Origin of the sequence: Scytonema hofmannii PCC 7110 (assembly GCF_000346485.2) — a bacterium.
Taxonomy (GTDB): Bacteria; Cyanobacteriota; Cyanobacteriia; order Cyanobacteriales; family Nostocaceae; genus Scytonema; species Scytonema hofmannii.
The window spans coordinates 10,019,456-10,038,831 of the sequence record NZ_KQ976354.1 but is presented as its reverse complement, the minus strand read 5'-3'; the positions used below and the strand labels follow the sequence as shown (position 1 = coordinate 10,038,831).

The window sequence follows — 19,376 nt, the reverse complement described above, 5'->3', positions numbered from 1 at the left end:
TTTCAGTCTTTATACGTAATTTTATGGCATACTGAACACAAATTCCGAGTAGATTTACACATCTGTGTCACTGACTCTCGAATTCTATTCAGGGGCTTGCATTCCTAGCGATTCACCAACTTCCTAATCCAAGACTAAAACAGTACTTGTCTTGTGACTGTAAGTTTTGTGCTTACAGTTCTTGGAGAGTGACAGCAGTTTCAACTGCTTGAGTCGTGTTTCCTCCGTGAGAAAACAGCTACACGGTTTCTACACTCCCACGAGGTTTTTAAATGAACAAACAGTAAACCTGAGGCATTACATCTGCTATTGAAAAATCACTAAGCAGTGAACTTTTCCTAAATTTGGAAGAGTTCGACTTGTTATTGTGTTGATTGCTGGTAACACGATGATAGGTCACAGCTTGTAGTGAAAAAGTACAACTTGGTTTTTGTACTGAAAACCATTGCATATTCAGATGAATTGGCTTCGTCACAGTGAGATTTCATCAGTGAAATTAAATTGCTGATGGGACAGCCAGTAAATCTGCTTTATTGTGTTGAGCATTTTTACCAATCTAAATCCAAAAGGACCATGAATAGATGAACAATGGTTGGAATAAGAAATTTAGTTCCTTACCAGAATTAGAAACTTCAGAACAAAAAAATTTCCGATGGGAACGAGTTAGGAATGCGACTGCTCAATTTTTTCACCAAATAGTATTGAGCTTATTGGAAAAAATACAAGCTCTTTCTCTGTTAGTGACTACTATTACAGTCAAGCTTGGACAAATTTCATTAAAGTTACCACGTCGAATGAAAAAAGGCATGACCATCGCTGTAATCATTACAGCGACAGTCTTAGCTGGACATACTGCATCAGCACAGTTTCAACCACCACCAGCACCTCCTGCACTCACAACTGTGAAGGTTCCAGAACCCGACAATCTAGGAGACTTTGTCAAGAATAAGGTAGCTGCAATTAAACTGGGGAAAACTTTGTTCTGGGATATGCAAATTGGTAGCGATGGGATAACAGCTTGTGCGAGTTGTCACTTTCACGCTGGAGCAGATAGCAGGTCTAAAAACCAGCTGAGTCCTGGATTGTTACGCGTGAGTAACTTAGACCTCCAAACCCCCAACCCAGATACAAAGGTTGAATTGGGTGGAATGAACTATCAGTTAAAACCAGAAGACTATCCATTCCATAAGCTACAAGACCCAAATAAATCCGATTCCACTGTTTTGGCTGACACTAATGATGTCACATCTTCTCAAGGTGTCTTTTACTCCAAGTTTGTTGATGCTGTTCCCGGTAGTGCAGAAGACAAAGTAGAGTACAAACCCGATCCAGACGGATTTACTGTAGGAAATACAAATGTCCGTAGGGTAGAACCACGCAATACACCAACTGTTATTAATGCAGTGTTCAACTTCCGAAACTTTTGGGATGGAAGAGCTCAAGATATCTTCAATGGGGTTAATCCTTTTGGTTTAAGAGACCCTGATGCTAAGGTCTACAAAGTCAACAACAAAAAAGATTTGGAAGCAGTCACAGTCAGACTTAAGAATTCAAGTTTGGCATCGCAAGCAGTAGGACCAATAATTAGCAGCTTTGAAATGTCTGCTGATGGTCGTACATCTGCGGAAATTGGTGACAAACTTGGATCATTTAACAGACGGGGACTGCTACATATCATCAATGATAAAAGTGGTAAATTCCCTAGAAGACTCGGTAAGAGGTTACTTCCCTTAAGACCGCTAGGAAAGCAGCTTGTAGACCCTAATGATAGTGTTTTAGGTGACGAAAGTAGAGGCTCTCTACCGGGCTTGCGGACAAGAACTTACACCGAGATGATTCAAGCAGCTTTTAAAGATGAGTGGTGGAATTCCAAAAAAGACATGATTCAAGTCGGTGCTGATGGTAAGCCCACAGTTGTCAGAAAGCCAGATCGCAACTTAACGACTCAGGAATACACGTTAACGGAGTATAACTTCCCGCTCCTCTTTGGACTAGCGGTACAAATGTACGAATCTACACTTATCTCTGACGATGCTCCTTATGACCGGTTTCAACAAGGGAACAACAGTGCATTAACTGCTCAACAAAAAGCAGGGTTAGAGGTTTTTCGCTCAAAGGGTTTGTGCATTTTCTGCCACAATGGAGCGGAATTTACTAACGCCTCAGTTAGTAACGTATCAACAAATGGAAGGCTTTCAAGAGCACCAGATGGTCGGATCGAAGATACTGGCTTCTTTAGAATCGGTGTCAGACCTCCTTTTGAAGACCTTGGTGCGGGTGCTAATGACCCCTTTGGAAATTCACTATCAGAAGCACGGTTAGCAGAACAAGGGAAATTTCAGCAAATTTTCGGTGAAGCTCCCAATCGCGCAATCACTTCCGTTATTGCAGATGGGGCGTTTAAATCTCCCGGACTTCGCAATGTAGAACTCACCGCTCCTTACTTCCACAATGGTGGACAGCGGACTTTGCGAGAAGTCATTGATTTCTACAATCGGGGAGGAGATTTCCGGGGAACAGATTCTGGAAATCTACCACCACTCAATCTGACTGAAGAGGAAAAAGAGTCATTAGTTGCTTTCTTAAAAGGACTGACGGATGAACGAGTCCGCTATCAGAAAGCACCTTTCGATCACCCACAATTATTTGTCACAAATGGGCATCCAGGGAATGAAACCTATGTCACTGACGATGGCACTGGGAAAGCCACAGATGGTACTTTATTAGAGATTCCTGCTGTTGGTCGTAACGGTAGTGTCAGTCCTCTGCCAAATTTCTTAGAGTAAACAAATCTTTAATCCCTCTCTAAATTCTAGTAAGTAGTGCTCGCATTCCCCAAAAAATCAAATTCTGTTCCACATCAAACCGTGCTGCAATCTCAGGAAACTGGGATTGCAACCCGCCACAAGATTCCCGATCTTCTTCTTTTCTTTCTTCGTGTACTATGCCTCCTTCGTCGGTAAGCTATGTGCAAGGCAAACGCTTCGCGAACGCGAACGAGTCTTTGCGATTCATTTAATATAGATATTCTTCGAGTTAAATCTTAATATGATTGCTACAGGACTGCTTTCAGCAATCATCGTAGAAAAGCTTTAATTTTGATTAAAAGTTACATTAGTGCAGCTAGTAAAATTCTGACAACATCTTCCAATTCCTCCGTGACTCGGTAAAGATTAATTCCTTCTTCAATGAGTTTTTGTTGCCGATATAAAATTCCAAATTGCCAAATATTGCCTGTTGTGACTGCTCCAATTATTTCGGTTTGATTTGAATCTATCCATTGGTCAAGCGCTATCATTTCTGTTGCTAATTGTGTAAATCCCCGATTTAAGTCGGCTTGTTTAGCTTCAATAACAATTAAATTAGTTGAAGAACGTAAGTAATAATCTAAATTTCCTTGGAGTTGATTGTTAACTTTAATACTATATTCAATTCGCAATTTAGCGCGAGAATAATGAATTAAATCTGTTATGGTCGGTGCGATAAGCATTTCCCGACGAGTTGCTTCATTTTCTAAATCTACGTAAGGTAATACTTCTTCAATACGTTGTTTCAAATCAGATATTCGGTCTAGAGTTCCAGAGTATTTTGGTAAAGCGAGGAACTTGCGATCAAAAGAATAACCAAATTCGGCTACTAAATCATCAACAGGAAATCCTAATTCAAAATAATTCCTAAAAGTATATGAACGCGTCAAATCAAGCAATGGTTGACGGCTCATTTCATACCTCCATATAGTTAATTCTAATGTTGTGTTGCAGGAAATACTTTAGATAAATCCAGAATTAAATCGGAAAAGTAGGGAAGATTGACAGTTTCATTAGGTAGAAAAACTAGCTTTTTTCTATAGCCAAACTTACCTTGTAAATCTTGGTAAGGTGTACTGTAGCATTCTAAACAATTATCTATAAGATTAAATATCCAATAATCTGAAATACCTCCTTGAGCATAAGTTGGTAATTTAACTTCTTTGTCATATTTTAAGGAAGAATCAGAAATTTCAATTAAAAGTAAGACATTGCATGGATTGGGATGAGATCTAAGATAATCATCATCTTGATTTTGTACAATAACTAAATCTGGTTCAGGTTGGGTGTAGTTAGGAACCAAAATCGGTTCTTGTCCTCGTAATGTTGCTCTTTCTCCAATAAGCTTGAAGAACTCTCGAAATAATCGGGTGCTACAAACAGAATGCGGTTTACCTTTAGAAACCATTTGGATAATTTCTCCATTAATGAGTTCAACTCGGTCATCTTCCCCAAAAAATCCGAGTTCTGCTAGATGTTCATATTCAGATATCGTAAAGCGTTTCGCAGTGATTGTAGTCATAAGAAAGGAAGTATAGGGCTATTTAGATCTTAATAGAGGGCGACAGCTACCCAACATTCACTCTAGCACTCGACGGGAATTGCAGCGACAACAGTTGAGGCATGTGCAGCAGATGAGTTCCGACTTGCAAGAGTTAGCGATCGCCCAACCTCTTGAAATGCTACAGCCACCACATCTTGGTTATGTAATGGAGCCGATAACAGGTATGGTTCTATTATCTAAACTGATTGATATTCCTCGCAATGGAAATTCATGTTAAACTTCACACTGTACTTCACATTATTGCTTTAGTATAGTTATAGGGAACGATAGGCAATATCTCTCGTCTCTGACTATGCTCAATTTCGCGCTCAAGCTCCACAAAGGATGTAGAAAGTGGTTAATATCAACCCACTCATTGCACAACCACCCCCAGAAGTGCCACTAGAAAATGCACCTCTTGTTCGAGTGATTGCACAGGTACGCTTTCCACCCATTCTTTCAATTGAGAAAAAAGATTTTGTGGGTTCATTTCAAGAAGCAATTCGAGAAAAATATCCTATCCTTAAACCCGAACAAACTCAGGGCTTAGTTTTTGGTTCTCAAGGTGTTGTGCAAACTACACCTCAAGTGACTTGGCGGTTTGTGAACACAACAGATAGTTGGAGAGTTTCACTAGCACCTAACTTTATAGCACTTGAGACAACTGATTACTCAAGTCGTAGTGATTTTCTAGAGCGTTTAAAGAGTGTGCTTATAGCACTCAATGAAAGTTTTAATCCTGGGATTATTGAACGATTTGGCTTGCGATATATCGATAGACTTGTTGGTCAAAATTTGAAAGATATATCATCAATTGTGAAACCTGAGATAGCTGGTATTATAGCTGCTGAGTTTAGAGAATATATTCATCAAACTATTAATGAATCTTTGTTTGTCATTCCAGAGGGCGGTGAACAAATTATTGCAAGGTGGGGAATTATGCCATCTGGTGTAACTTTTGATCCAGATGCAATTGAACCTATTGCTGAACCCAGTTGGATACTCGATCTAGATATGTCCCTTTTAAAAAATCGGGACTTTAGTATTGAAGCGTTGATGAGCGAAGCACAGTATTTTGCTGAGAGAATTTATACTTTCTTCCGATGGGCAGTGGAAGATGATTTTTTGCGACGATTCGGAGGTAAATTATGAGTAGTCTTTTGGGTAGAAAGTCCGAACAGTTATTAAGCACTTCTGCGCTCGGAGCTATGGGTCATTTAAATAATCATCAATTTATCGCCCCTAGAATTTTCATGGTTCGTTATAGTACAAATACTTCTAGAGTGACTGTTGATCTGGATTTGTTAGCTGCTTTCACAACGACAACAAGTGGGATTACTTTACCATCAACCAGTTCTACAGAAGTAACGCAGAAAGCTCTTAACGATCTGAGGAAGTTGAGTGGATTGACGTGGGATCAACTCGCTAAGCTCTTTAATGTTTCGCGCAGAAGTCTTCATTTCTGGGCAAGTGGACAACCGTTATCTCGTTTTAATGAGGAAAATCTAAATCGAATTTTAGGCACGATTCAATACATTGATCGAGGGAGCGCAAGTCTCAATCGCAGTCTCTTGTTGAAACCCGGTAGTGATGGTAGACCTCTTTTGGATTTACTAATAGCAGGTAAACACGAAGAGGTTAAGCAGAATCTTGGACCTGGGAGTACATCTAAGACACCACAATTAGTTCCCCTGTCTGAAAGTGCGCGTATGTCACGTATGCCGCAGAATCCATCTGATTTAGTTGATGCTCTTCAAGAGCCTGTCCACCTTGAACGTGGACGATCCAGATCTGCCAGAGCAGCAAGGAGCCAAAGAAACAGTAGTGGGCAATGAGCGTGATGTTTGGATTCGAGAAGTAGATGACACTCTCAAGGAGTGGTGTCAGGGTGATTGCGTGCTTGGGGAATATTGGTTTATTCAACGCTTTAATCCTCAACGTCCTCTAACATCAGATTCTGCTGATGTTGCACAAGAAAACACTGACCTTGTAGAATCCGAAGTCAAGGGTTTTGTTGTAGTTACACAGACATGCGATATTGTGCGTTCCAGTGCGGATCGTCCATTCGTAGAGGTAGTACCTCTTGTAGAGGTTAATGAGCAACTTTTGTATGAGATTCAAAAAAGTAGACGACCTCAGTTCGCCTATATTCCAGGGGTTGCAGAGCTTAATCTCGTTGCCGATCTTGATCGGGTGATGACAGTAGAAAAGGCTGTTGTTACACAATGGGAGCGTAAGGTGGGATGCCGAAGCGATGAAGAGATTAGAGCACTGGTACAAGCATTGGCGCGAAAGCGAGTTCGATTTGCTTTTCCTGATGATTTTGGAAGATTTGCTAAAAAGCTTCAAACCCGGATGCAAGATAAACATGATAAAGAAAGTGCTGAAGGCGAAGCTCTTCGTACCCTACGTGAAATTAGAGTACGTGCAGCACCTTCTTGGAATGCGCCTAAAGTCCAATTGATGTTTTGGTTTATTCGTAATGAAGAACAGGTTCAATTTGGGGAACTAAAATGGGATCAACTTCTTGAAAAATGGTTGCAATTACTCCCTGAATCTGAACGCTTCCAATCAGTAGAAGGTTTGGTAGTGTCTCTTGAAGACATGACCGCGAAAGACTATGTTGAGAGCGATCCTCTTGATTTAGATCACCTATCATCATAAAACGTAAGTTTTTAGATTCTCCTTGCTTAGGTCATAAGTAGCAATCGAATTGAAGCTATCTTACTAGATCAATTGCTAACTCATCGCCCCAATCCCATATCTCCCTTAAGTGGTACAAGAGGCTTATACTTTCTAATTCATCAACAGACAAACTACGTACAGATTGATAGCCGTCTAAAAGTGATTTACGTACTTCCTCATTTAGTTCCTCAGCAAGAACCAAATCGTAAGATCTCCATCCATAGGCACAGTAATCAAAGTCAAAAAGTGTGATTTGATTGTCATCTGTAAAATGGAAATTGCCTGTATTTATATCACCGTGTATGATGCCATAATTATTTGATTCTTTTTTAAGTTGCACAAAATGCTGTAATAACTCATCTACCATAGCTAATTCTGGTAATTCTGCTTTTTGTTCTTCAGACCAATTGGCTTCAATAAATCTTAGCGGCAGTTTTACTAAATAATCTTCATTAAGATGATTTCTATGGTGTTGACTTTGAAATGAATCTGCCGCTAAATGAAAGGATGCTATGGCTTTACCTAGTTCAAAACATTGAGTCGGTGTAGGATCTGTGTCTTCCTCAATAGGCTTCCCTTCAGCATAAGAAAAAAGAGCACAAGCTCTCAATCCAACATTTGTTTGTATCACCGACATAGTTCCTCCTTGCTTTTGAGTAATGGGGTATGATACGGGAACACCTTGAGAAAACACAAACTCCAACAAATCTAATTCAAACTGAAAATTTTCCAATTCTGGAGCATAGTACTTACCATTCAGATACACTCGAAAGACATAACGAAAATTTTCTCCTTTTATTAGGTAATGATCGTTATATCCTCGTTCTCCTTCTTCTCCTATTAACACACATTCAAATGGAAAAGTTATTTCATATTTTTCTGCTATGAAATTTTTGATTACCTCAGCCGAGATCAGCTCATTTTTAGGTAAATTTTCAGCTTTTTCAAAAAAAGAAAGTGATTTCATGCTTCTGGTGCTTCTTCGTTATCTACTTAGTTATCGGATTGCTGGATACTAATTGCTACTCTGTCACCAACACCTCAGCTACTTGTGCGATTGGAATTTAGATTTGCAGGCTTATGAACATAGCACTTCTGTCCCAATTTTACAAGAGAGCGATTATCCTCAGATTTTGATTGTGTGTTTAATTCAATACTCTAACTAAAATCAAGTCTACGAACTACTCCCTTCCCGCCATAAGATTACCGATCTTCTTTTCTTTCTTCGCGCTCTTTGCGTCTTTGCGGTTCATTTAAATAGGTATTCTTCGAGCGGGAAGGAAGTAATTAATTAAAACTTAAAGGTAGTTCGCACAACTCCGACAAAAATAGTATCGTTGCTACTGTTGTGTTCGGGATTGGTAATTACAATCCCACCAGAGGTGATAGCAATATTGCTGGTGAGTTGGTGACGGTACAACGCTTCGATATGAAATGATGTATCTCTATCCTCATTAGCACTAATGCTATTGCTTACGACTTTAGGTGGAATTCCAAAAACCAAGGCACCTATGTTACCTTTCTTACCCAAATCTGGGAAAACAACGTTGGCTGCAAAATTCAAGACTCTTGCGTCATCGTCACTCACTTCGGAATCAGCAAACATATAGTCAAACCAACCAGAGACAACCACTTTAGGAGTCACTCGGAAACTGGCTCCTAGTTGAACTGAATCAGTTGATGTGCTAACATTACCAGATGACTTCAGCGTTAAGCTTGGTGGTCGTAGAAAACTGCTGTGATTCTAAGGTAGCATTGTGAGCTTCCAAAACATCTACCCGTCCCCGCAAAGTTGCCAGTTCAGTGGCAAACTCCTCTTGCAGCCGCTGCACTGCTTTTTTCAGCCACCTGATTCGGTGTAAGCAAGGCAATTGAGTACTTGTCGTCCCGTCGAGTCTCCACAAACTCTTGCAGGACATCCATTTCATCCTGTCTGTATGCCAAGTGCAGCGAGCCGCACCGATCCAAATGAAATCCGGCTTTCGAGGCAACCTCTACCCAAATTTCACGCGATCGCAACGCTCGATCCAGCAAACCACCACTTGGCTGACCAATCGGCCAAACCATACCAAAATTGCGGATCGATGCCTCCGTATGAGTATGCAAAACTTGATTAGTTCTTTGTCCTACTTGGATGGTCCAATATGAAAAAAGCTATCCCTTGCGGATATTTCGGCACGATCGCCCATACTCAAGTTAGTAGTTATGGGTTACTTCTTTCTTACATATTAGGACAGGTTGGCATATCATCTCCAACAAGTAGTCTTGCGAGACTAGGTAATGCCTCACCGTAAGTTGGGTGAATGTGAACCGATTGTTCGAGTACCTGCCATGTTGTTTTAGCTTCCATAAGTGACAAAAAGACATGCACGAGTTCAGCCGTTTCGTACCCAACCAGCGTTGCTCCTAAAATCAAATTTGTGTGTGTGTTGATGACCATGCGGTAGAAACCCAAATCGTGCCCCCACTCAATGCTACGGGCGATGTGAGCCATTGGCAGAGTGACTTCGCGGGCAGTAATGCCCTGTTTGTGAGCCTGCTCTAGCGTCATCCCTACCCGACCCACTTGCGGCTCAGTGTAAACGGCATAGCCTAACACCCGATCGTTGCGTGTCCGGTGTTCGCCACAAAGAATGGCTTTCAAGCGACGATAGTCTTCCCAAGAAACATGGGTAAAAGCAGGCTGCTTGGCAACGTCTCCGATCGCATAAATTCCAGAATGAGTCGTTTGAAACCAATCGTCGATTTTAACAAATCCTTGTGCATCTAATTCAACGCCTGTCACCGCAGTATTTAATGCCTGAGTATTCGGTGTGCGCCCAGTTGCAATCAGCAATGCTTCCCCATTAAGTACTTCACCATTGTTCAGCGTTAGAGTAAACACACCGTTAGTTATTGATGGAAGAAATTGAAGTTTCTCATGCCGCTTTATGGGGAAGATCCCATCATTCGCACCACGCTCGCTCGAGAAGTACACAAAACGGAGCAATTCGTAATAAATCGGAGTCATTCGATTTATTGACTTCACCATGACGAGAGCGTAGAACTGTTTATTCTGCGTTACTTGCAAAGGACACGGTACAAGACAAGTACAAAGAATGAATGCTAAAGGCTTTCCCGCCATAGCCAGCATTAAAAAGAATCCCATTACTGGTAAAAAAGAAGTTAAGCTAGTAGCCAAAAATCAGAAATATACTCATGCGACAGCTGGTGACTATGTGATTTGCAATTTGCTGAAAGATCGGAAACACATTAAAGCGGGAATTTATCGAGCTAGAATTAAAACTCCAACTCAAAAAGGGGTAGAAGTGCTAATTAGCGATCATCGGATTGCTGTAGATCGACACTACATTAAACTAATTCACCGCTCTGACGGTTATGAATACAGTTTTACTACGATTGACCAAGATTTACTACGTTTTAGCGCTATTTGATAACATGACAAATCTCCAAACTGATGCAATATCTGCGGTCACGTCGGTGTTTATTGCTACTGGATAATACAGAAAGCATTTTGCAGCGAGAGCCAGTGGGACAATGGATATCGGGCTACGAAGGTTACGGGCAGTTGCTCAGACAATGGGGCAACTCTCAGTTCCGATACTACAGGCGGTCAGGGTAATATTAGAGTGCGATCGCGTAACTTAATACTGCGTCACGGTAGCAGCATTACTACCAACGCCAGGGGAAAAGCAACTGGCGGTAATTCTTACTAGAATGAAGTACAGATTTATCTGCCACGGGCTGCTACAGGCTGCGGTTCCATAACTTTTTTATGTATTGCACCCAATTGAAAAGCGCTATATTTGTCCAAAGGGGCTTTGCCTAAGTTCGATTAAAATAGGAAATAGGAATGCTATATACGTTCAGTAAACCAAAAATACTCTTCAGAATCAAACAAAAATTATGGCTTACTCAGACTTCAACGATTTACCCAATGTAATCAATCAATTTCATCTAAAGTTAATTCAAGAAACACCACAGTTATTTTCAGATGCTCCCCCAATACAACCCAGCAATTTACTTAATGAAATTCTCAGAAGAAACGCAACAAGAGTTGTTCTAGAATTGAGAAGTGAAAAAGAAAAAAGCGAACGAGTCATCAGTCCCATATTAACAGAACTGCAAGAAATTTCCAGTACCCCTATTAACGTATTTTCAGGAGAAACGTTTAATGTAGACAAATCAAATGGTTTAAACGGTGTGTGCGACTTCTTAATATCAAAAAGTCCGATAAGTATTACAATCGTTAAACCCGTAATAACCGTAGTTGAAGCCAAAAAGTCAGATCTAGCTTTAGGCTTACCTCAATGTATTGCTGAAATGGTGGCTGCCAATAAGTTTAATAAAGATATGCAACAAGTTTTTGGTGTAGTTACCACAGCAACACAGTGGACTTTTTTGAGTCTAACAAATAATGCAGTCACCATTGATCCTACCATATATTTGTTTCCACCTGTAGATAAAATTTTAGGAATCTTGGTGGCAATGGTAACTAGTACAAATGATGAAGCTTAGAAAAACGATTCACCCTTATGTACAGAGCGATCGCTTTCAGAAGCGCTGATTTTACTGGTGCTAACTTAAAAGGTGCAAACTTCAGCTATGCCCTAGCTGGATTGCAAAAGTACTTAAAATGATTGTGTGATTAATGAGAGTGGAAAGTTCGAGCACATGAAAACAAATTGATTAAACTCTGCTGCTTGCTAAGTGACTGACTGAGAATTACTGAAGTTTTATAACTTGCACTTTGAATCTTACTCTTGGTTTGACTCTTTTTCTTAACAGTTATGAGGGATTATTACCTCAACTCGCTCACGACCTCCTTTTTGATCGTACCCATCCAACCTTTGCCTGGTTTGTGCGTGATTCCGCACCATTTATTCTTATTGGCAATTGGTTATAACTTGCCTGTTAGGTCGAGGAGGAGTATTCTCTTTTTCCCCTCCCAATTAGAACCTAAAAATTTTCTACAGTGCCTAACATTTGTAAGATTTTTTCTACATTATCCAAATCTCCAGCGATCCGGCGAATGGGCTGAGGCCAAACTTTGACGAGGGTGGGAGTTGCAGAAACTTGATCCGCTTCTGCTTGTTCTGGATTCGTTAAAACATCAATAACTTTTAAGGTGTAGGGATAGCCCAGATATTGTTCTAAAAGTTCGTGTAAATTTTGCAAAATGCGCTCTGTTGCTGCACTGTGTCCAGCTACAAACAGGCGGAGGACGTAGCCTTGTGTCTTTGATTGTTTTTCGGCGGAGACGACTGGTTGATAGTAGGAAGGGACTGGATCGGAAAGCTCTAGGCGCACAACTAAGTCGTGATCTTCCCAAAGCTGAGGAAATGTGGAACGATACGCTGACAAAACCATGCGATCGCACAACCCTTCTGCCCAAGGAGTCGGTTGCCACGCCAGTTCTCCCGTACTAAAAATAGCATTTAGTACGGCTTGATGCTGCATCACTGTTGGGTAAGCTTCGGCAAAAACTTGTATTTTCTGAGTGCGCGGATCTAACCAGCGATCAACCGTCGCTGTATAACAAGGCACTAAGAAATGCGGAGGTTCTGGTAAATCCAAAATTTCCTGCAAAGTAGCGCACAAATGCAAATGCCATCGACCTTGTTTGCTAGGGTCGATGCAATAAATTAAATCTCCTCCCGGAGTAAACAGCGCAATACCTTTAAACAGGGTGGGGTAAGTTGGTTTGTCTGAAGTCAAGGGTGTGAAAAAGGGAGTGGTGAGTGGGGAATGGGGAGTGGGGGAAGACAGCAGCAATCCCTACTCCCTATTCCCTACTCCCTATTCCCTTTTTTTAAACTCTACCACGGAGGAATTGAGCCATTTCGTTTGGTGTTGGTGACATTTCTAGGGCAGTTTCTTCCGTAATGCGACCTTCAGAGTAAAGATTAAGCAGGGACTGGTTCATGGTAACCATGCCATCAAAACTTGCTTGCTTCATCAACTCTGTAATTGCATCATACTTCCCTTCTTTAACCCAGTCTTTCACAGCATCAGTATTGATGAGAACATCGTGGAAGGCAGCACGCTTACCATCAGTGGTACGGCACAAACCTTGAGCAATTACTGCCACTAAAGACTCGGCAAGTGCAACCCGCATCGCATCTTGTTCATCTCCATTGTAGAGATTGAGAATACGTTCAATAGTTTTCACAGCGCTATTAGTGTGCAGCGTTCCCATAACCAAGTGACCTGTTTGTGCGGCTTTCAAAGCTGTGTTCACTGTTTCTTTATCCCGCATTTCACCCACCAGAATCAAATCTGGGTCTTCCCGCAAAGCTGCTTTTAATGCGTTATCAAATTTTCGGGTATGCATTCCCACTTCCCGTTGTTTGATCAAAGACTTTTTACTTCTGTGAACAAATTCAATCGGGTCTTCAATGGTAATGATATGTTTGGCCGTTTCTGAATTGATATAGTCAATCATTGCTGCCATTGTAGTTGACTTACCAGAACCTGTGGGACCTGTAACTAGAATCAAACCTTTGTGATAGTGGCATATATCCTTGAAAACAGTAGGTAGCCTTAACTGTTCCATTGTCAATATTTTCAAAGGAATTAGGCGCAGTACCATCGCATAGCCTTTGAGGGAGTCAAAAATATTAATCCGCACCCTAGCAAATTCGTACTGAGTAGCCCCGTCAAATTCAAGTTGTTCTTCAAAGCGATGAATTTCCGCATCAGTCATGATCTCCCGCATCCACTCCATAAACGTCGGTTTATCGGTTTCGGGATAATCTGTTGGCTGCATTTCTCCTCGGTTTCGGAAACGAGGTACTTCACCCACGCCCAAGTGAATGTCAGAATACCCCTTATCGAAAGCTTCTTGTATAATCTGTGCCAGAGTCAGTCCCGAATTATTATTTTTAGGACGAGAGGAAGTAGCCATTGGTGGTGGTGTTCCGGGACGATGAGCCGATGGAGCAGCTGTAGGCGGTGGTGGTGCAGAGGCGGCGGAGTTTGTTGTCGCAGTACGGTTGGGATGCCTATCTACTGGTAATTCTAAAGTCTGTGTTGACTGACGCATCGTACTCATCGCAGGTGGTGGTGGTGGTAATGGGGGAACACCACGAGTTGAATTTGCTGCGGGATTCAATGGACGCTGTGATTCTGTCATATCTGTTTACAAATAAGGCGCGTATTGATTTGCTAGAAATTCATAACAAAAGTTTAACTTTTGTTTAACTTTTGATAGATGCAACTATCTTGTTTGGTCTATCTATTTGCTGACTTGTTCAAAAAATGGCGCATAACAGCAATTTCTCTGACCGATTTCACTTTATTGTTTAACTTGTATCATTTTTTCTAACTTAGGTATGTTCTCTATTAGTTTGAGAAACTGTTTAACTGGACTGCATCTCATTTATTACACAGTTTACGCCAAATATACTCAGTAATGACATTGAGTTTTTAATGTAATTTTAAATACATTTGTATTTTAAGAAAACTTTACACTTATATGAGAAAAATTTTTCTGCTCTTTATGTTCAAAACTGTGTTATCCGTAAAACCACTACTCATAATTCATTCAACACCAGCTATAAATTATGAGAAACATTGTTTATTTTAATAAGAAATATTAAGCAGATTGGAAACACAGGACCTGAAATAAACCTTAAAGATCGATACTCAATTACCTCTCTATCGAGAGATAGATGATATGGAGGAGTTTTCCACCAACTGCTTAATCAAAGAGAGTTCCATAATTGCGAAAGATTAACTGTAAAGTTTATTAAATAAATGCTCATTTTCCCAATTGGTTTTTATATACTGGACTTCTAATTGTTGATCCCGCTGCTAACGAGAGCGAGATTTTCACAAATTCAAATTTCTGTCTTGATTTTGGAGAATAGAGTTATGGCTTTGTCTCAGACATCTGATTTAGGAAAGACTTATTCTTTACTAATAGTTAAAAGTTTTTTGATATGGACTTTTACACTGGCAGTGTGTTTGTTGGTTGTCGGTTTTCCTCTAGTTGTTTTGATGGCTACGATCGGATGTCTGTTGTCAATTGTGTTGCAATCGGTAATGCCTGTTAGTGCAGTTTTGCTTGTTGCAGGCGGTTTAATTATGTTTAATGTGATGGCTGTGGTGTTGGCAGCTGGGGTTCTCACTTTCAAAGGCGTTCATCCTAAAGAAGTGCAGTGGTTAAGTTGGCTGCATGGAGAAGCTGAGAATATCCAAGCTACTAGCATTTATGCTTCCTGCCCGTTAACCTGTGAAATCAAAATGTAATTACCGCAACTCAATTCGACAACAGTACACCTGCCCGGTTCAACCGGGTTTTTTCATGTTTTGTCATTGGTCATTTGTCACTGGTCACTGATTATTTTTATTTTCTTCCTGCGGAACAGGCAGAACGCCCGTTTTGTTTTATGGAAACTTATTTATAGAGGCGTGCGTGACTAGATTTCATCTTAATAAGAATAATTATATGAATATACTTAATTTTTGAAATACCCGTAGGGTGGGCAATGCCCACCAACAGATATGTGGTGGGCATTGCCCACCCTACATTACTATTGACCAATGACAAATGACAAATGACAAATGACAAATGACAAATGACAAAAAAACAGATTCACATTATATTAGGCACTCGTCCGGAAGCAATTAAGCTAGCTCCGGTGATTCAGGTTTTTCAAAGCTCGTCAACTGTTGATACTAAAGTCATTCTCACCGGACAGCATCGCGAGATGGTGGAACAGGTTATGCAGCTGTTCGACCTCAAAGCAAATGACGATCTGGAGATTATGCAGCCAAAGCAGACTCTCAGTGACATAACTTGCCGCAGCTTGAGGGGTTTGGAAGAATTATTCCAACAAAATAAGCCTGATTTAACGATTGTGCAGGGAGACACAACAACTGCTTTTGCAGCAACTTTAGCAGCATTTTATCAAAAAATTCCTGTGGGTCATGTGGAAGCTGGGTTACGAACGGATGACTTGCTCAATCCTTATCCAGAAGAAGCGAATCGTCGGTTGATTTCACAACTCACTCAACTGCATTTTGCTCCAACTCCCTTAGCTGTGGAAAATCTGGAACGTTCTGGTGTTTTGGGTGAAGTTCATTTGACTGGTAACACGGTGATTGATGCACTGTTGAGTGTTGCTGCACGGGAACCTGCTTGTTGTGTACCGGGATTGGAATGGTCTCAGTACCGGGTTTTGCTGGCAACAGTTCACCGTCGTGAGAATTGGGGCGAACCATTACAGGATATTGCTCAAGGGTTTTTGCAAATACTGGATAAAATTCCCGATACGGCTTTGCTATTACCGTTACATCGCAATCCTACGGTGCGAGAACCATTACAAGCATGGCTGGGTAATCATCCTCGAATTTTTCTGACAGAACCTTTGGATTATGCCGAACTTGTGGGAGCGATTATGCGATCGCATCTTGTGCTGACTGATTCTGGTGGTTTGCAGGAAGAAGCACCAAGTTTGGGAAAACCAGTACTGGTGCTGAGAGAAACCACAGAAAGACCAGAGGCGGTGACTGCGGGTACTGCTAAACTGGTGGGAACTGCAAGTGAGAATATTTGTGCCAATGCAGTTGAATTACTAACCAATCTAACTGCTTATGAAACAATGGCAAACGCGATTAATCCCTTTGGGGATGGGCAAGCCTCAAAGCGAATTTTGCAAATCGTGCAAGATTACTTTGGTATAAGTACGTAAAATTTTAGTTAAGCAATCGTGCCAAATAATAAAGTACAATGATCTCAATGCAAAGACCCAGTTTAAAAAAGCTGGGTTTTTCCGTATTCGCCCTACTCAAGTTAATCTACCTATTTACAAAAATTCTGTCCAACTTTTTCCATGATAAATAAAGCTAATGTTTTATTTAAGACCAAAAAGTGGATATTGATTTCATACACAAAAAATCGTCTAAATCAAGATTCGTTAGGAATTGCAACCTTTGTCAAAATATTTCTGGTGACTAAAATGAGAATTCAAATGTTGCTTTTGTATACTTTCAAAACACTGGAGTCCCATTTTACGAAAACCACACTTATTAATAATTTCTATTGACAACTAGTACTAAAATTAGGAGAAAACTCGGAAGCGAAAGTAACTACACAATAGTTACATTACTAACAATGTCTTCATCCCAATAATTTAACACCTTGGCAGCACATCAAGCACCCCCTGGCCAATTTATGTACTTGCACAACTGTCCAGAATTCCAACTGTTTTTGGAGTATACACCCACAGCAGTGGCCATGTTTGACCGCCACATGCGTTACATGGCAGCCACCCGCAGATGGTTAACAGACTACGGTTTCCAACAGGAAAGCTATATTGGTCGCGAGCATTATGAGGTTTTTCCTCAAACTCCCGACATATGGAAAACAGTGCATCAACTGTGTTTGACTGGTTATACCGAAAACGCGTCAACTGACAGTTTTGTCCGGGAAGATGGTTCTGTGGAGTGGGTGAAATGGAAGGGTTACCCTTGGTATGACAGCAATGGTGAAATAGGCGGCACAATTTTCTCTTCTGAAATCATTACCGAAGGCAAGTACACTCAAGAGGCAGTGGTTAAGAAACAAACAGCATTAGCCACAACTATTAGAGACATTTCACAACCCAAGTGGGCTGAAACGGGTGTTGGCAAATCAGCAGCACAGTTTCGAGCGCTAGCAAAGAGAGAGCAACTACTCAATAGGTTAGCGAGTCAAATCCGTAACTCTCTTGACCTAGATACAGTTATTGAAACAGCAATCCAAGAAATACAGCAGTTGTTGCAAATTGATCGTTGTACCTTCTGTTGGTACAAACCAGATACCAACCCACCAATTTGGGAAGCTATCAAGGAAGCAAGAAATCCAAATTTACCTGCAGTACTGGGTTGTTACCCGGAGATTCTTATTGGTTCGGTTCATCAGCAGCTGTTAAACCAAGAAATCGTTCGGATAGATGATGTGGCAACTTTTGCTGATTCCAATTTTCGGCAGTTAGTTCAATCTTTGGGATACCAATCAACAATACAGTTACCGTTTAAAACACGTTCTGGTGACATTGGAGTTATATCCTGCGCTCAATGCAGTTACCCGCGTCCTTGGACTGATAGTGAAGTAGAACTTTTACAAGCAGTTATTGCTCAGTTAGCGATCGCTGTCAACCAAGCTGAACTTTATCGACACACTCGTCAAGCTGCAGTCAATGCCCAAAAACAAGCATATCAACTTGAAAGAACTTTAGAAGAACTGAAAAAAACGCAAACTCAACTTGTACAAAGTGAAAAAATGTCCAGTCTGGGACAACTGGTTGCTGGAGTCGCCCATGAAATCAACAATCCAGTCAATTTTATTTTTGGCAATATAGTTCATGCCAATGGCTACGTAGAGGATTTGTTAAATTTGCTGAAACTTTACCAGCAAACATATCCCCAGCCCTCTCTAGAAATTCTTGAGGAAATCGAAGCTGTTGATTTGGACTTTTTGATGATGGACTTGCCAAAGCTGTTAACTTCCATGAAAATGGGAGCCGATCGCATTCGTGAAATTGTCCGTTCGTTACGCAGCTTTTCCCGTCATGATGAAGCCCAAATGAAAGCAGTGGATATTCGTGAGGGAATTGACAGTACACTCATGATTTTACAACATCGACTCAAGGCAACAACAACTCGTCCTGAAATTGAAGTTATTAAAAATTATGAGCCTCTTGGGCCAATTGCTTGCTACGCCGGACAGCTAAACCAAGTGTTTATGAATTTGCTTGCAAATGCCATTGATGCGTTGGAAGAGCAATGGAGTCGAAGCAATTTTGCAATTTACAATTCACAGCTTGCATTGACAACTTTCGGATGTGGTAAGAGTTCTTTACTGCAAGAATCTCAAATTTTCCATCCTAAAATCCGCATAAATACTGAGATAGTTAAGGGTAATTATGTTGCTATTTGCATTGCTGACAATGGTTCGGGTATGACTCCAGAAGTTCAAAATCGACTATTTGATCCATTTTTTACGACGAAACCTGTTGGTGTTGGTACGGGTTTAGGGCTGTCAATTAGCTACCAGATCGTTGAGAAACATGGAGGGAAACTTTACTGTCGTAGCAAGTTGGGTCAAGGCACTGAATTTGTTGTTGAGATACCGATTCATCATCTTTGAAAATACTTAGTTGTTAGTTGTTAGTTGTTAGTTGTTAGTGGAGTAGGATAGGCGTCTCGCCTGTCACCGTTAGTTGTTAGTGGAGTAGGATAGGCGTCTCGCCTGTCACCGTTAGTTGTTAGTGGAGTGGGATGGGCGTCTCGCCTGTCACCGTTAGTTGTTAGTGGAGTGGGATAGGCGTCTCGCCTGTCACCGTTAGTTGTTA

The 19,376-nt window shown here is 40.9% G+C and carries 19 protein-coding genes and 1 pseudogene; 11 read left to right on the top strand and 9 right to left on the bottom strand.

Translation table 11 applies throughout. The annotated features are described in order from the left end of the window. Window positions 1-581: 581 nt before the first annotated feature. The gene (locus WA1_RS42335; protein WP_017748483.1) at window positions 582-2,786 is read left to right on the top strand and encodes a cytochrome-c peroxidase; all 2,205 of its coding nucleotides are present in this window, start codon (window positions 582-584) and stop codon (window positions 2,784-2,786) included. A 323-nt stretch (window positions 2,787-3,109) separates the two neighbouring features. Here the strand turns inward: WA1_RS42335 and WA1_RS42330 are convergent, their stop codons facing one another. Together WA1_RS42330 and WA1_RS42325 are read right to left on the bottom strand one after the other, a co-directional pair. Next, complete coding sequence (locus WA1_RS42330; RefSeq protein ID WP_017748484.1) at window positions 3,110-3,721, bottom strand: hypothetical protein; 612 nt, start codon at window positions 3,719-3,721, stop codon at window positions 3,110-3,112. 23 nt (window positions 3,722-3,744) lie between these two features. Continuing rightward, a complete protein-coding gene (locus WA1_RS42325; protein ID WP_017748485.1) occupies window positions 3,745-4,329 on the bottom strand; it encodes a Uma2 family endonuclease in 585 nt (194 codons plus the stop codon). A 112-nt stretch (window positions 4,330-4,441) separates the two neighbouring features. Between WA1_RS42325 and WA1_RS57720 the strand changes: the two genes are divergently transcribed. The 4 genes from WA1_RS57720 (at window position 4,442) to WA1_RS42310 (ending at window position 7,014) form a co-directional block, all read left to right on the top strand. After that, entirely contained in the window at window positions 4,442-4,588 is a 147-nt protein-coding gene (locus tag WA1_RS57720) for a hypothetical protein (RefSeq protein WP_158516770.1), read from the top strand. Between the two features lie 116 nt (window positions 4,589-4,704). Further along, on the top strand, window positions 4,705-5,502 hold the full coding sequence (locus WA1_RS42320; protein ID WP_017748486.1) for a TIGR04255 family protein: 798 nt from the start codon (window positions 4,705-4,707) through the stop codon (window positions 5,500-5,502). Continuing rightward, window positions 5,499-6,185, top strand: a complete 687-nt coding sequence (locus WA1_RS42315; RefSeq protein WP_017748487.1) for a hypothetical protein — start codon at window positions 5,499-5,501, stop codon at window positions 6,183-6,185. Before WA1_RS42320 ends, WA1_RS42315 begins: the two co-directional genes overlap by 4 nt. Further along, on the top strand, window positions 6,127-7,014 hold the full coding sequence (locus tag WA1_RS42310) for a hypothetical protein (protein ID WP_419183633.1): 888 nt from the start codon (window positions 6,127-6,129) through the stop codon (window positions 7,012-7,014). Before WA1_RS42315 ends, WA1_RS42310 begins: the two co-directional genes overlap by 59 nt. Window positions 7,015-7,069: 55 nt before the next feature. Here WA1_RS42310 and WA1_RS42305 read toward each other — a convergent pair whose 3' ends face one another. The 5 genes and pseudogenes from WA1_RS42305 to WA1_RS42290 all read right to left on the bottom strand — a co-directional run bounded on the left by WA1_RS42305 (window position 7,070) and on the right by WA1_RS42290 (window position 10,045). Then, a complete protein-coding gene (locus WA1_RS42305) occupies window positions 7,070-8,002 on the bottom strand; it encodes a phosphotransferase enzyme family protein (protein WP_017748489.1) in 933 nt (310 codons plus the stop codon). A gap of 324 nt (window positions 8,003-8,326) precedes the next feature. Then, window positions 8,327-8,743, bottom strand: a complete 417-nt coding sequence (locus tag WA1_RS42300; RefSeq protein ID WP_081403047.1) for an iron uptake porin — start codon at window positions 8,741-8,743, stop codon at window positions 8,327-8,329. Continuing rightward, window positions 8,733-8,867: pseudogene (locus WA1_RS57715) on the bottom strand (carbohydrate porin); the annotation flags it as partial. The gene WA1_RS42300 and the pseudogene WA1_RS57715, both read right to left, overlap by 11 nt. Then, entirely contained in the window at window positions 8,836-9,102 is a 267-nt protein-coding gene (locus tag WA1_RS42295) for a hypothetical protein (protein ID WP_017748491.1), read from the bottom strand. The pseudogene WA1_RS57715 and the gene WA1_RS42295, both read right to left, overlap by 32 nt. Window positions 9,103-9,256: 154 nt before the next feature. Continuing rightward, entirely contained in the window at window positions 9,257-10,045 is a 789-nt protein-coding gene (locus tag WA1_RS42290) for an FAD-dependent oxidoreductase (RefSeq protein WP_017748492.1), read from the bottom strand. 88 nt (window positions 10,046-10,133) lie between these two features. Between WA1_RS42290 and WA1_RS42285 the strand changes: the two genes are divergently transcribed. The 3 genes from WA1_RS42285 to WA1_RS62000 all read left to right on the top strand — a co-directional run bounded on the left by WA1_RS42285 (window position 10,134) and on the right by WA1_RS62000 (window position 11,675). Further along, window positions 10,134-10,469 carry a hypothetical protein gene (locus tag WA1_RS42285; RefSeq protein ID WP_017748493.1) on the top strand — a complete coding sequence of 112 codons (336 nt, stop codon included), beginning with the start codon at window positions 10,134-10,136 and terminating at the stop codon, window positions 10,467-10,469. Window positions 10,470-10,941: 472 nt separating this feature from the next. Next, window positions 10,942-11,553 (top strand): hypothetical protein, encoded by a 612-nt coding sequence (locus WA1_RS42280; protein WP_017748494.1) that lies wholly within the window; start codon window positions 10,942-10,944, stop codon window positions 11,551-11,553. Between the two features lie 17 nt (window positions 11,554-11,570). Continuing rightward, a complete protein-coding gene (locus WA1_RS62000; RefSeq protein WP_017748495.1) occupies window positions 11,571-11,675 on the top strand; it encodes a pentapeptide repeat-containing protein in 105 nt (34 codons plus the stop codon). 319 nt (window positions 11,676-11,994) lie between these two features. Here WA1_RS62000 and WA1_RS42275 read toward each other — a convergent pair whose 3' ends face one another. Next, complete coding sequence (locus tag WA1_RS42275; RefSeq protein WP_026135215.1) at window positions 11,995-12,753, bottom strand: circadian clock KaiB family protein; 759 nt, start codon at window positions 12,751-12,753, stop codon at window positions 11,995-11,997. 94 nt (window positions 12,754-12,847) lie between these two features. Further along, the gene (locus tag WA1_RS42270) at window positions 12,848-14,170 is read right to left on the bottom strand and encodes a type IV pilus twitching motility protein PilT (RefSeq protein WP_017748497.1); all 1,323 of its coding nucleotides are present in this window, start codon (window positions 14,168-14,170) and stop codon (window positions 12,848-12,850) included. 740 nt (window positions 14,171-14,910) lie between these two features. Here WA1_RS42270 and WA1_RS42265 point away from each other — a divergent pair. From WA1_RS42265 to WA1_RS42250, 3 genes are all read left to right on the top strand, one after another. Continuing rightward, a complete protein-coding gene (locus tag WA1_RS42265) occupies window positions 14,911-15,288 on the top strand; it encodes a hypothetical protein (protein ID WP_017748498.1) in 378 nt (125 codons plus the stop codon). 329 nt (window positions 15,289-15,617) lie between these two features. After that, entirely contained in the window at window positions 15,618-16,733 is a 1,116-nt protein-coding gene (gene wecB, locus WA1_RS42260) for a non-hydrolyzing UDP-N-acetylglucosamine 2-epimerase (RefSeq protein WP_017748499.1), read from the top strand. A 482-nt stretch (window positions 16,734-17,215) separates the two neighbouring features. Next, window positions 17,216-19,171, top strand: a complete 1,956-nt coding sequence (locus tag WA1_RS42250; RefSeq protein WP_148662881.1) for an ATP-binding protein — start codon at window positions 17,216-17,218, stop codon at window positions 19,169-19,171. Window positions 19,172-19,376 lie beyond the last annotated feature (205 nt).

Coding starts and splice junctions, on each gene's coding strand:
- WA1_RS42335 (WP_017748483.1), top strand. CDS start 582: ATGAACAATGGTTGGAATAAGAAATTTAGTTCCTTACCAGAATTAGAA.
- WA1_RS42330 (WP_017748484.1), bottom strand. CDS start 3,721: ATGAGCCGTCAACCATTGCTTGATTTGACGCGTTCATATACTTTTAGG.
- WA1_RS42325 (WP_017748485.1), bottom strand. CDS start 4,329: ATGACTACAATCACTGCGAAACGCTTTACGATATCTGAATATGAACAT.
- WA1_RS57720 (WP_158516770.1), top strand. CDS start 4,442: ATGAGTTCCGACTTGCAAGAGTTAGCGATCGCCCAACCTCTTGAAATG.
- WA1_RS42315 (WP_017748487.1), top strand. CDS start 5,499: ATGAGTAGTCTTTTGGGTAGAAAGTCCGAACAGTTATTAAGCACTTCT.
- WA1_RS42305 (WP_017748489.1), bottom strand. CDS start 8,002: ATGAAATCACTTTCTTTTTTTGAAAAAGCTGAAAATTTACCTAAAAAT.
- WA1_RS42295 (WP_017748491.1), bottom strand. CDS start 9,102: ATGGTTTGGCCGATTGGTCAGCCAAGTGGTGGTTTGCTGGATCGAGCG.
- WA1_RS42290 (WP_017748492.1), bottom strand. CDS start 10,045: ATGACTCCGATTTATTACGAATTGCTCCGTTTTGTGTACTTCTCGAGC.
- WA1_RS42285 (WP_017748493.1), top strand. CDS start 10,134: ATGAATGCTAAAGGCTTTCCCGCCATAGCCAGCATTAAAAAGAATCCC.
- WA1_RS42280 (WP_017748494.1), top strand. CDS start 10,942: ATGGCTTACTCAGACTTCAACGATTTACCCAATGTAATCAATCAATTT.
- WA1_RS62000 (WP_017748495.1), top strand. CDS start 11,571: ATGTACAGAGCGATCGCTTTCAGAAGCGCTGATTTTACTGGTGCTAAC.
- WA1_RS42270 (WP_017748497.1), bottom strand. CDS start 14,170: ATGACAGAATCACAGCGTCCATTGAATCCCGCAGCAAATTCAACTCGT.
- WA1_RS42265 (WP_017748498.1), top strand. CDS start 14,911: ATGGCTTTGTCTCAGACATCTGATTTAGGAAAGACTTATTCTTTACTA.
- wecB (WP_017748499.1), top strand. CDS start 15,618: ATGACAAAAAAACAGATTCACATTATATTAGGCACTCGTCCGGAAGCA.
- WA1_RS42250 (WP_148662881.1), top strand. CDS start 17,216: ATGTACTTGCACAACTGTCCAGAATTCCAACTGTTTTTGGAGTATACA.